Here is a 12,008-nt window from a genome sequence, read left to right on the forward strand (position 1 = left end):
AGATAAACTCTCCAATCCTATTTACCTACTAGTATCAGTAGTATTAGAAGCACCATCAGCAACTGCACGGAAATAAACCCGTTAAGGTATTCTATCAGGTTTATTTATTCAGAAAATACAGTAGTAATCTTATCTAAAGGAGAATGACGATGGCTCAAATTTCAATTCAAGAATTAACGACGAAAAACATGTATAAATGTCTAGAACTAAAGTTAGCGGAGGATCAAGTTCATCGAGTTGCACCTAATGTATATTCCATTGCAGAATCTAAGGTGAATCCCAATCTTACACCGTACGCCATACAGTTGGATGAGGAAGTTATAGGTTTTGTGATGACGGAAAATGATCCAAATGAGATTGAAGAAAGGAAGTATTGGATTCCTAGATTTATGATTGATGTCTCTTATCAACGTAGGGGGCTCGGGAAAGAGGCGATGCAACAAGTCGTAGATATGTTCAAAAAGAATGATGATTGTCATTACATTGGTCTCTCAACAGAGCCAGATAATTATTCGGCACTTCGATTCTATGAGTCACTTGGATTCGTAAACACAGGCGAGTTGTTAGAGGAAAGTGAAGTTATTTTACTATTAAAAGTATAGAAGGTAAATTCACTAATGCAGAGGGGGACGTCTTTTGAGTGAAGAAAAAAACAAAAGATACATATACTTATTAGCTGGATATGGAGGTCTTCTGTTCCTAGGTGTAGCCATCTTAAGAAATTTATTATTTTTTCAAGATACACAGGGATACGTGCTAACTACGTTCGGATACATTTTTTTAGTGTCCTATGTTAAATTTGCAGATGATAAAATAGGTGCGACGAAAAGGGAAAAGATACTATTTAGAACAGGACTTATGTTTATTCTTGGAGTGGTTGCCCTCTACTATTATCAACAACATTAAATGCACAGGTTACGAGGTGAGTTATAACTAAAAAATCCTATGTAATGCAACGTTAAAATGGGTCGAGGTGCCTGTACCTGTTGACCACCGAAAGGGTGAGAAAAATGAGTGATTTTTTCTTAATACTTATGGTGCTTTTTATTATTGCAGCAAATATCATTGGGTTCATATCTTACAAGAGGAAAAACCTATACTTTGCGGCATTTTCCATATTACTATCAGCAGTTTTATTTGGGGCAATTGGTGGTATTTTAGCCATCTTAATTATTCGAGATCCTTTTGCCATCTTTTTTGGTCTGCAAGTTGGATACTATTTAATGATAAATAGTGCGATTGCTCTTATGTTTGCCGTTTTCGTAACTGTAATGAAAAGATATAACAACAGAACAACGTAACCAAAGGAGGAGTGTTTCATGTCAGATCCATATATGGGTAGCGGTGATTTTATGTTTCAGATCGGGCCTATTTTTATTGGCATTGTTTTTGTGCTTATTATTGGTGTTATCTTAGTTTCAGTTTTCCAAGGCATTGGTCAATGGCACAAAAATGAGCAGTCTCCGAGGCTAAGTGTACCAGCTGTTGTTACATCAAAACGGATAGATGTTACCAAAAGGTCCAATATGAATCATCACCACCATTCCTCAAGCTCACATACCAGCTATTATGTGACATTCGAGTTCGAAAGTGGGGACCGTTCGGAGTTTCATCTTTCTGGTAAGGAGTATGGGTTACTTTCCGAAGATGACAATGGAGTATTAAGTTTTCAAGGGACTCGGTATTTAGGTTTTGAAAGGAACAAAGTGAGTATTTCGGGAGGAGAGTATTACCAAGATGACTACAAGTGAAAAAGAAATTCTACTGATGAATAGTGAGAATAACTTTAATAGATTACTAGAAATTATTGAATCCGTACCAATTAGAAAAAGGGGCATTTCCATTGAAACTGTAGAAAGAGATAAGAATTTCCGTGATATAGTCATGCACCTGTATGAATGGCATGCCATGCTGGAGAGATGGTATAGGGAAGGAATGAATGGGGATACCCCGTTTATGCCGGCACCGGGTTATAAATGGAGCAAGATCGGGCTACTCAATATGCGAACATGGGAAAACTACCAAGACGTAACATTGAATCAAGCGCTAAAGAAATTAAAGCTAAGCCATGAACGGGTGATGGAACTCATTAGATCCCATACCAATGAAGAAATCATGACAAAGAAATACTATAAATGGACGAAAACAAGTAATTTATACAGCTATTTTGCAGCGAACACTTCCGACCATTATGTTTGGGGGATAAAGAAATGTGAGGTTATTGCAGAGTCAATAAACGGAGTGGAAAAGAAGCAACCTGTGAAATAAAGGCTGATGACTAGGTGGGGACTATGAAAATACTGATTGGGCGACCATTTGAATCAGCGACCCCTACTTTTATTAGTATTGGTGCCTTTACCACTCAAAGTGAAGCAGAGAATGCTTTGAAATATATAAAAACTAAGTTTTTAAGATGTCTGTTGGGGATTCTAAAAATAACACAAGATAATCCACCTTCTAAATGGGCATATATACCTCTTCAAGATTTTACACATAATTCTGATATTGATTGGTCAAAAGATATTCCTGAAATTGATCAGCAGTTGTATAAGAAGTATGGATTAAATAAAAGTGAAATTGATTTTATTGAAGATAAAGTGAAAGTAATGGACTAATAAGTAAAACATATTGAACTTTTTTTCTAAAAAATGCTCCTAAAGGAATAAAATGGATGATTTCGGACAAGCGTTGGAGAATCTAGCACAATTATTTTCTTAAGTATCTGATAAATACTTGGATCCCCCAAAAAAAAGGTACAAGAAGCATTTTGGCGTGGAAATGTTCACAAATAGGAAATGGATTGTATCCAGTGTGAACAAATTAAAAGGAGGGAGAAATTAACCAAATCTAACGTAACGTTATATCATAGATAAAGGCGAAAATTCTCAACCCCCAAGTGTTTGAGAATTCGCCTTTATTTTTTTTCATTATCTTTTGATGAATTAAGTTTATTATTTAGCTTTTCAATAATTTCATTCTGTTCATTAATGATCTGACTTTGAGAATTAATAATACTCTTGGTTTCATCAATATAATTATTAATCTGGAAAATATCTCTTTTTTCATCTAATCTTTGTCTAATACCTATAATTAATATAACTATGGCTAATCCTAAAATTGTTATTCTATCACTTTGACTGGCTACTAATTTATGTATTCCTTCTAAGTAAGGTAATGCAACAATAGAAAAAACAGCAAAAAATAGTAAGATATAATTAATATTTTTATTTAGATTTAACAGCTTACATAAATCTAATAGAGTGAAGGCAAGTGCAGCAAATGTCATAGACAATAATAATGCTTCATTTTTTATGAAATCATTATTAAAAATACCAATAATGAAAGAGATTGCAATGAATATTACAAACATTTGAGAAGTTTGTTCCTTCAAATTTTCACCTCCTTATGAATTGATTGGTTTATAATGTTAATTATAAATTAAATATAGGATGTGGACAATTTGGATATGACGTTAAATGAATTTTTTGAGCCTTACAGCTCCTTAATTGAACATATAGAGGAATCAAGAAATTATTGGTTAGTGAGAACAGACAGCGGAAAGTATTATTCTGACTTTTCTAATAATAATTATATTTCTATAGGTTGGGACGAATTTTCCAATATTAATGATTTTAGAAATAAAGCTATGTCTGATGCAATGTCTAATTACATCATAAATAAGTATCCTAAAAAGCAACCAAGAAGAATATATAATCAGATAAGAAAATTTCTATTTGAAATAAAAGTTGGGGATGTAGTTATGATTCCTAATGAAAATTCCAAGGTAATTAATTTTGGGATAGTTACAAGTGAATATATATCTAGAGCAAATAATATCAACGATACCTGTCCATTTATTAAATCTAAATCTGTTAAATGGATAAAAGAAATAGATAGAGAGAAATTAGATCCATATTTATTTAAGATGATGCAAGCACATCAAACAATTAACAGTGCAAATGAATATGCACATTTTATAGATAGAACAATGTATTCTTTTTATGAAAAAAGCGGTAAGAGCTATTTAATATTGCCGGTTAATAAAGAAGAAGATATACCAGCTTATGATTTATCTCAGTTTATAAACGCCATTACAAATTTAGTACCAATCGCTAATGTCCTTCAAAAAGATAGCTTGGAAGATGAATATAACAAGCGGGATTTAGATATTAAAATAAATGTCCAATCGCCAGGGTATATAGAACTAAAATCAGATGATGCTAAATTAGTTCCAAGAATACTAACATTATTGAAGTATCTAATTGGGAACAATGATTGCAATACTGAAAGATTATTAGAAAAAACCTCTGAAGAAGAGTTAAGGAAATTAAAAAAAGATAGAGATGATTTGAGAAAGAGATTTGAAGATGTCAAAGCAAAACTACCTAGTGATATCTAAATCAAAAACTCTTTAAGTAATATCAGATGTACTTAATTAAAATTTATATAATGATTTGCAAAAAAAATTCATCAATCAAATATTAAATTAAAAAAGGTGCTCAGTAATAACTAACTGCATCTTTTTTGTGTTTTCTGTAACTTTATGTAAAAAACCTGGTTCTTTTGCTATAATAAAAGTAATATTTTGTCGGTAGGTGAAAAGGATGGCCGTTACGGTTCCGGAAACGATTAGGAGCAGTGCTACTTCTGGGGAGAGAATTTTGTTCCGCACGTTGAAGGAGTATTTGCCGGATGACTATATAGTGTATTTTGAACCGGAGATTCAGGGGACTAGGCCGGACTTTGTGATTATTGGTCCTGATCTAGGACTGATTGTGCTCGAGGTGAAAGATTATACTAGAAACACGTTGTATCAATTAAATAAAGATGAGTGGACGATTAGAGATACTGGTGGGAATCTACATAGTGTGAAGAGTCCACTTAAGCAGGCAAGAGATTACGTGTTTAAGATAAATGATGTGTTGAAGAAGGATAAGAATCTAATTCAGACTGAAGGGAAGCATCAGTTTAAACTGAAATTTCCTTATGGCTATGGCGTTGTTTTTACACGCCTTAACCAAAAGCAGGTGCTAGAGGATGGGATTTATTCTATCATTGACCCTGACAGCATGCTTACACGAGAAGAAATAGACCCCGATTATGGGGAGTTCTCGGAGGAAGTGCTTGCAGAAAAATTAATAAATATGTTCCAAGTACCTTTTAGATTGAGAGAGCCGCTTACATATGAAGAAATTAATACGATTAGGTACTATCTATTTCCAGAGGTCAGAATTGGTGCTGAGTTTAAAGAGCCTGTTCCTTACCAGGATCAGCTGCTTCTATCTTTAAGAGATATCAAAACAATGGATTTCCACCAAGAGAATATGGCCAAACAAATCGGAGATAAAAACAGACTTATTCGTGGAGTAGCGGGCAGCGGGAAGACCATTATCCTGGCGAGTAGAGCAAAGATGCTGGCTAAGGAGAATCCTAATTGGAGAATCTTGATCTTGTGCTATAACATATCACTCTCCCAAAATATCGCCCAAATAGTAAGAGCGATGGCATTGGAGCCTGATAATCTTTTTGACTTTCATTTTGGTGATGGAGAAATACAAATCCAGCAAACACCTAGGAATATTGAAGTGAGAAATTTTCACCAATGGTTGAAAAATGACCTAAAGATGAGTGAAGGAATCATCGATACATACATTGAGAAGTTAGAGAAGGGAGAAGCAATTGCTCCTAAATATGACGCTATTCTAATAGACGAAGGACAAGACTTTGAAGCAAGCTGGCTGCATCTCGTTAGCTTATGTCTAAACCCTGAAACCAAAGCTCTACTTCTTGTAGAAGACCGTGCACAAACAATTTATCCAAGAAAAAGAAGCTATTTAAAGGATACAGGTCTGGATTTCCGTGGTAGATCAAAAATACTGAATATTAACTACCGGAACACCTCACAAATTGTCAACTGTGCCTGGGACTTCTTCCAAAAGAATTCCTCGCTACAAAATAAGGTGGTAGTGGGCGAAACAGAAGGCGTAGAGATTATCTCACCCAAAAGTACGAAACGCAAAGGTCCAGAACCAGCCATCTTAAAAGCAGAAAGTTTTGCAAAAGAAATGCAAATTATTGCAAGGCAAATACAACAGCTCCACCAAGTGCGGAAAGTTCCTTACTCTGAAATGCTCGTTCTATATCGAGTTAAACGCACGCATAAAGCAGATATTATCGGTACCATCCAAAGAGCACTCCAAAAAGAAGGCATCCCCGAAACATGGATAACGGAAAATGAAGCTAGCAAAAGAGCCTTTAATAGAGAAGAAGAGACTGTCAAGATAAGCACAATAGACAGTAGTAAAGGTCTAGACTTCCAAGCAGTGTTTATTGTGAAAGCGGATACCATGCCATTCCCGCTTGAAAAGGATAAGGAGCGGGAAGTTTCGTTAATGTATATTGGAATGACGAGAGCGAAGGAGTATTTGTGTATTTCGTATTCTGGGGAGTCGGAGTTTACTTCTTATTTTGAGGGATGGCAGCAACAGAATAAGATTGAGACACAAAAGAGAGTCAAAAAGATAAATGAATAGTAGGGGATAAGAATGATAGGAGAGAAACTCATAGTTAACTCAGAAAGAGGAAACTTGTTAACTGAACTAACCAGATCAATGAACGAATGCGTTAGTTTTTATTTTAGTGTTGCCTTCATTAACTTTAGTGGTCTACAGCTTTTGTTGGACCCTATTAAGGAAGCCGCAGATAGAGGTATTAAGGGGAAGATAATTACCTCCACTTATTTAAATTTCACTGATGCAAAGGCATTGGAGAAACTTAAAGAGTTTAATAATGTAAATCTTAAGGTTTTTGTTACGGATAAAGAACTAGGATTTCATACGAAAGCATACATCTTTGAATATCCTGATAGTTATAAAGTAATTATTGGTTCATCCAATATTACACAGAGTGCCCTCAAAAGTAATGTGGAGTGGAATGTTGAAATTATCTCAAAACGGAATGCTTATTTTATTAAAGATGTACTTAAAGAATATGAATATCTATGGAACACAAGTGTAGATGCTGATGCAGACTTTATTAAAAGATATGAGGATTTCTTAAAGAACCTACAAGGTAGTGGATGGAAGAAGCAACTCATCTATGAGAATAGTGAATACATTGTTCCTAATAGAATGCAGAAAAAAGCAACCGAAAACCTTGAGAGGCTTAGATACTATGGAGAAAAGAGGGCTCTAGTAATAGCAGCAACGGGCACAGGGAAAACATATATGTCAGCTTTCGACGTAAAGAAATTCAAACCAAAAAAACTTCTTTTTGTCGTCCATCGTGAAGAGATATTAAGGAAGGCAAAGGAAACCTTTGAAAAACTGTTACCAAATGAGGGCTATACTTTTGGACTATTAACAGGAAATCAAAAGCAAAAACACGTGGACTTTGTGTTTGCTACGAACCTGTCTATTACTAACTGTTTGCATGAATTTGATAGGGAAGAGTTTGACTACATAATCATAGATGAAGCACACCATGCTACGAGTTCCACCTATCAAAGGATACTTGAGTACTTTACTCCGAAATTCACTCTTGGGATGACAGCTACCCCGGAGAGAAGTGATAGTCATAATGTGTTTGATCTTTTTGATAACAACGTAGCTCTTGAAGTTAGGTTACATGACGCACTAGAGGACGAATTGGTTATTCCGTTTCATTACTTTGGCATAACAGATATAGACGCCATAGATCTTAGTGATGTATCCATAGATGATATTGCAGAGGTAACAAAACGTTTAAAGGTCAATGAAAGAGTAGATTTCATTATCGAGAAAATGAGGTTTTATGACTTTGATGGAGAGAAGAGAAAATGCTTAGGTTTTTGTGCAAGTATCGAACATGCAAGATATATGAGTGACGAGTTTAATAAAAGAGGCATTAACAGTGTCTACTTGTATGGGGATGACTCGCCTGAGAAACGAACACATTATATTAATAGGTTAGAAGATGAACAGGATGAATTGGAGATTATCTTTACGGTGGATATCTTTAATGAGGGAGTCGACATTCCTTCGGTTAATACGGTCCTCATGCTACGGCCAACTAATTCTCCAATTATTTTCATCCAACAGCTGGGACGTGGCTTGCGGAAACATGCAAACAAGAATTTCTTAACGGTCCTCGACTTCATTGGTAATCATAATAAAACCTTTCTTATTGCTTTAGCGTTAAATGGAAGTCGATATTATGATAAAGAAAGTTTGAAGGTAGCTATTGCAACAGGGTTTGCTAATATTCCAGGATGTACTCATATCCAAATGGATAAAATATCTCAGGAAAGAATCCTTGCTCAAATAGATCAAGAAAACTTCAACTCCATAAAATACTTAAAAGAAGAGTATTTTGAGTTTAAGCAGATGAACCAAGGAAGAATTCCATATTTACTAATAGATTATTTGAAATATGATGGTGCCCCGGATCCAACTAAGTTTATTTCTAAAGAAAAATCATACCTTCATTTCTTAGCAAAGGTTGAAAAAGAAGAAGAGTTAAAGAAGCTATTAGCCAATGAATCTTTTGAGGCTATCATCAAAGAGCTTTCCAGTAAGCTTCCCTTAAAGAGAATTTATGATTTTGTCATTATACGCTATCTATTAGACCATTCTGAAGTTACCCTTCACCAAGCAAAGAATGAAATCTTAAAATTGGTAAAGCATGTGGATGAGGATAGTATCATTCATGCATTTGAATACTTAAATCAAGATTACTATGATCGGCTGCAAGTAAAGAACATCCCTAAGATGTTTTCTTATCAAACTGGTGTAGTTCGTAAAACAAAGCTTTTGGATGATGTTTTGAAAGATGATTTCTATAGACATTATATTGAAGATATAATTAGTTACGGGATATTCCGGTATGAAAGAGAATATAGGGAAGAATATTATGGAGTGCCACACTTTAAACTCTATGAGCAATATCAAATGGTAGACGCAGCATTACTATCAAACTATCGTAAAACGCATAGCTCCTTTAGAGGTTCAGGGTTAGTGGTGAATGGAAAAGAATTTTTCTTATATATAGATCTCCATAAAGAAGAAAACATTAAAGACAGTATTAACTATAAAGATAAGTTCATGGATCCAGGTCACCTTCAGTGGCAATCTGTCAACAATACATCTCAACATACTGAAAGAGGTCAGGACCTAGTCCGCAATAAGCAAAGAGGTGTCAATCTTCATCTGTTTGTTAGAAAATATAAAGAGATTGATAAGGGAAAGACGGAACCTTATATTTACATTGGAAAGGGTAATTCCATCAAGTACGAAGGGAATAAACCTATTACAGTTATCTTAGAATTGGAGAACAAGATTCCACCAGTTTTATATACTGAGTTAACAGAAAAAGTGTAGTCCATTGGGGCTACACTTTTTCTAATATTAATTGCTCAACCGCAGGTATATCTGCTGGAGCCCATACTAAGGAATTCAAATTTTCTCTCTTAAGCCATACAAGCTTAGAGTGCTCATTTGGAACTGGTTCTCCTTCGGTTATGGTGCACTTGATAGCAATTAAATTAATAATAAATGTATCATACTCATGAATGTTATCATGGAATAGCTCACCAGCTCTAATATTACAATCCATTTCTTCTTCAATTTCTCGCTCTAAAGCAGAATGTAAATCTTCATCTTTTTCTACTTTACCACCTGGAAACTCCCACATATTTGGAATAGCCATTGATGGTGAACGGAGAGCGCAAAGTATTTCGTTCTGTTCGTTTTCAATGATAGCTGCGACAACTTTAACTGTTTTTTTCATTTAGACACCTCATATTAATTAGCTATTGTTATGATACCACTATTGTAGGACTGATCAAATAGATACTAGCTTTACATTTAAACCCAAAATCAAATGCAATATGGTAAAATTTATATTAAGTAAACTGCCTATAAAAAAACTAATGGGGTACTAATATGCCAATCTACAACAAACTTGTCCGAGACAAAATACCACAAATTATTGAAGAGTCAGGAAAGAAGTACACATTGGAAATATTAAATGACCATGATTACATAAAATACCTCAAACTTAAAAGCTATGAGGAATTGGATGAATACTGTGCATCCCATTCAAACGAGGATGCAGTGGAGGAACTAGCTGACTTACTAGAAGTTATCCATGCCCTAGCAAACTATCATGGTTTTTCAATGGAAGAAGTAGAGAAAGTACGTAAAGAAAAAACGGACAAACGCGGTGGATTCCAAGAGAAGATACTTTTAATAGAAGTCGAGGATGGTAAGCAGGATGAATCTTGATGAAATAAAAAACTCAATAAGTAACCTAACCATTTGGAAAAAGGGGAACCAGAGGGCTCCTCATAAACCTTTACTGTTATTGTATGCATTGGGACAATTACAGAAAGGAAATCCTAGGTTTTTACCTTATGAGCAAGCGGGGCAGGATTTGAAGCAGTTGTTAGTAGATTTTGGGCCCATCAGGAAGTCATATCACCCCGAAGAACCGTTTGTGAGACTTTCGAGAGATGACATTTGGGAATTAGATAAGCCTGTTAACCTATCAAGTCCGAACAATAGGAAGTTGATTGAAGAAACTGTTGCAGGCGGTTTCATACCTGAGGTGTATAAGACTCTAAAAGATAATATGAGTCTTATTCCGGAGCTTGCTCAGATAATTCTTGAACAACATTTTCCTGCTTCCATTCATGATGATATTTTGAGTGCGGTTGGATTGGACTTTTCTTTTACCTATACAAAAAAGAGAAAACGAGATTCGAAGTTCAGAGATAAGATACTTAGAGCATACGGGTATAGCTGCGCTGTATGTGGATTTAATGTAAGGCTTGCACATACTCTGGTAGGAGTAGAAGCTGCTCATATAAAGTGGCACCATGCTGGAGGGCCTGATGTAGAAGAGAACGGCATTGCCCTATGCTCCCTTCATCATAAGCTTTTTGATAGAGGCGTTTTCACCATCAACAATGATCGTAGAATGATTGTTTCACAGGATGCGCATGGCACCAATGGATTTGATGAGTGGTTAATGAAATACCATGGTAATGAAATATTGAAACCGATAGAGGCAAGTTACTACCCAAAGGATGACTTCATTTACTGGCATGTGAAGGAAGTATTTAAGGGGCCGGAGAGGTATGTAATTAATTAATTCTTCTAATAACAACTAAACTTACATGTTTAAGAGAATGGTTCAAATGTGTAAAATTAAAGGGTAAACATAAAAGGAGAATATTTTGTATTTAGCTAATCTACTAAACTTATATAAAAAATACTTTGGGTTTTGGGCATCATTAAAGAAAACTTCATCAGTTAGTAAAACAGTATGGGTAATTTTTGTATTGTATTTTCTTAATGTTTTATTTATGGGAATATGTATCTATTATTCATTAAATCAATGGATGATTCTCTCAATATTAATTTTTATAATCACTTTCTATTGGGCTAATTAACAAGGGAAATATATTTATAAAAAAATTAAAGCAAAGGATCCTTTAGGGATACCTAGTGTTAATGCCTTTGAGAATATGATGAAAGAGCTAAATATTCGCTCAAAAGAGCATTTATTAGGCTTGGATCAGTTAATACAAAAAGAGATTAGAATTATAGAATTGAGGAGGTTGTCACCTTTTGGTGATATTATCAAACAATTATTTGTGGCTTTCTTAATAACTGGAGTTCTTGCACATTCATTTTATGAATTTAGATTGGGGAATATAGATATCGGTAAATCCTACCTTTCATTATTTATAGGTTTTTTTGGTCTTATAATTATGTTAAATGGTATTATTAAAACTTATATTGATTTTTTTGGTAGAACAACTCAGTTAATGGAAATTTCATCATTGATTGAATTGCAAATCTTATCAATTGATATAAATAAATTTGATACAAAAACAGAAGAGACCACAAAAGATGATTATATTGCCAGAAGTAGTTTTCCCCCTAGAAAAAGCAAACGAATAATATAGCTCTGGAGCTGACTTTAGTAGGTTATGCTCCTTTTTTATAATATTTACCACCTAATTT

General features: G+C 34.6%; 14 protein-coding genes. 12 read left to right on the forward strand and 2 right to left on the reverse strand.

Annotated elements, in window-relative coordinates; translation table 11 throughout:
- Positions 1–149 precede the first annotated feature (149 nt).
- From AAV98_RS03625 to AAV98_RS03650, 6 genes are all read left to right on the forward strand, one after another.
- Positions 150–602, forward strand: coding sequence for a GNAT family N-acetyltransferase (locus tag AAV98_RS03625; RefSeq protein WP_060664192.1), 453 nt, complete (start codon positions 150–152; stop codon positions 600–602).
- Positions 603–636: 34 nt separating this feature from the next.
- Positions 637–906 (forward strand): hypothetical protein, encoded by a 270-nt coding sequence (locus AAV98_RS03630; protein WP_060664193.1) that lies wholly within the window; start codon positions 637–639, stop codon positions 904–906.
- A gap of 104 nt (positions 907–1,010) precedes the next feature.
- On the forward strand, positions 1,011–1,301 hold the full coding sequence (locus tag AAV98_RS03635) for a hypothetical protein (RefSeq protein ID WP_060664194.1): 291 nt from the start codon (positions 1,011–1,013) through the stop codon (positions 1,299–1,301).
- A gap of 18 nt (positions 1,302–1,319) precedes the next feature.
- Complete coding sequence (locus AAV98_RS03640; RefSeq protein ID WP_060664195.1) at positions 1,320–1,751, forward strand: DUF2500 domain-containing protein; 432 nt, start codon at positions 1,320–1,322, stop codon at positions 1,749–1,751.
- Complete coding sequence (locus AAV98_RS03645) at positions 1,738–2,268, forward strand: ClbS/DfsB family four-helix bundle protein (RefSeq protein ID WP_060664196.1); 531 nt, start codon at positions 1,738–1,740, stop codon at positions 2,266–2,268. The genes AAV98_RS03640 and AAV98_RS03645 overlap by 14 nt, the downstream gene beginning before the upstream one ends.
- 23 nt (positions 2,269–2,291) lie before the next feature.
- A complete protein-coding gene (locus AAV98_RS03650; protein WP_060664197.1) occupies positions 2,292–2,615 on the forward strand; it encodes a hypothetical protein in 324 nt (107 codons plus the stop codon).
- A 299-nt stretch (positions 2,616–2,914) separates the two neighbouring features.
- On the opposite strand, the gene AAV98_RS03655 is transcribed toward AAV98_RS03650, so the two are convergent.
- Positions 2,915–3,391: a hypothetical protein gene (locus tag AAV98_RS03655; protein ID WP_060664198.1), complete on the reverse strand. Its 477-nt coding sequence runs from the start codon at positions 3,389–3,391 to the stop codon at positions 2,915–2,917.
- A 69-nt stretch (positions 3,392–3,460) separates the two neighbouring features.
- Between AAV98_RS03655 and AAV98_RS03660 the strand changes: the two genes are divergently transcribed.
- The 3 genes from AAV98_RS03660 (at position 3,461) to AAV98_RS03670 (ending at position 9,356) form a co-directional block, all read left to right on the forward strand.
- Positions 3,461–4,399: a hypothetical protein gene (locus AAV98_RS03660; protein ID WP_060664199.1), complete on the forward strand. Its 939-nt coding sequence runs from the start codon at positions 3,461–3,463 to the stop codon at positions 4,397–4,399.
- Positions 4,400–4,604: 205 nt separating this feature from the next.
- Positions 4,605–6,533 carry a 3'-5' exonuclease gene (locus AAV98_RS03665; protein ID WP_060664200.1) on the forward strand — a complete coding sequence of 643 codons (1,929 nt, stop codon included), beginning with the start codon at positions 4,605–4,607 and terminating at the stop codon, positions 6,531–6,533.
- A 12-nt stretch (positions 6,534–6,545) separates the two neighbouring features.
- On the forward strand, positions 6,546–9,356 hold the full coding sequence (locus AAV98_RS03670) for a DEAD/DEAH box helicase (protein WP_060664201.1): 2,811 nt from the start codon (positions 6,546–6,548) through the stop codon (positions 9,354–9,356).
- Between the two features lie 10 nt (positions 9,357–9,366).
- Here the strand turns inward: AAV98_RS03670 and AAV98_RS03675 are convergent, their stop codons facing one another.
- Complete coding sequence (locus tag AAV98_RS03675) at positions 9,367–9,765, reverse strand: (deoxy)nucleoside triphosphate pyrophosphohydrolase (RefSeq protein ID WP_060664202.1); 399 nt, start codon at positions 9,763–9,765, stop codon at positions 9,367–9,369.
- Positions 9,766–9,920: 155 nt separating this feature from the next.
- Here AAV98_RS03675 and AAV98_RS03680 point away from each other — a divergent pair, with 155 nt between their 5' ends.
- From AAV98_RS03680 to AAV98_RS03690, 3 genes are all read left to right on the forward strand, one after another.
- Positions 9,921–10,262 carry a nucleoside triphosphate pyrophosphohydrolase gene (locus AAV98_RS03680; RefSeq protein WP_060664203.1) on the forward strand — a complete coding sequence of 114 codons (342 nt, stop codon included), beginning with the start codon at positions 9,921–9,923 and terminating at the stop codon, positions 10,260–10,262.
- Complete coding sequence (locus AAV98_RS03685) at positions 10,252–11,130, forward strand: phosphorothioated DNA-binding restriction endonuclease (RefSeq protein ID WP_060664204.1); 879 nt, start codon at positions 10,252–10,254, stop codon at positions 11,128–11,130. The genes AAV98_RS03680 and AAV98_RS03685 overlap by 11 nt, the downstream gene beginning before the upstream one ends.
- A 376-nt stretch (positions 11,131–11,506) precedes the next feature.
- Positions 11,507–11,950: a hypothetical protein gene (locus AAV98_RS03690; protein ID WP_156317610.1), complete on the forward strand. Its 444-nt coding sequence runs from the start codon at positions 11,507–11,509 to the stop codon at positions 11,948–11,950.
- The last annotated feature ends 58 nt before the right edge of the window (positions 11,951–12,008 follow it).

Origin of the sequence: Bacillus sp. CHD6a, assembly GCF_001293645.1 — a bacterium.
Taxonomy (GTDB): domain Bacteria; phylum Bacillota; class Bacilli; order Bacillales; family Bacillaceae_I; genus Sutcliffiella_A.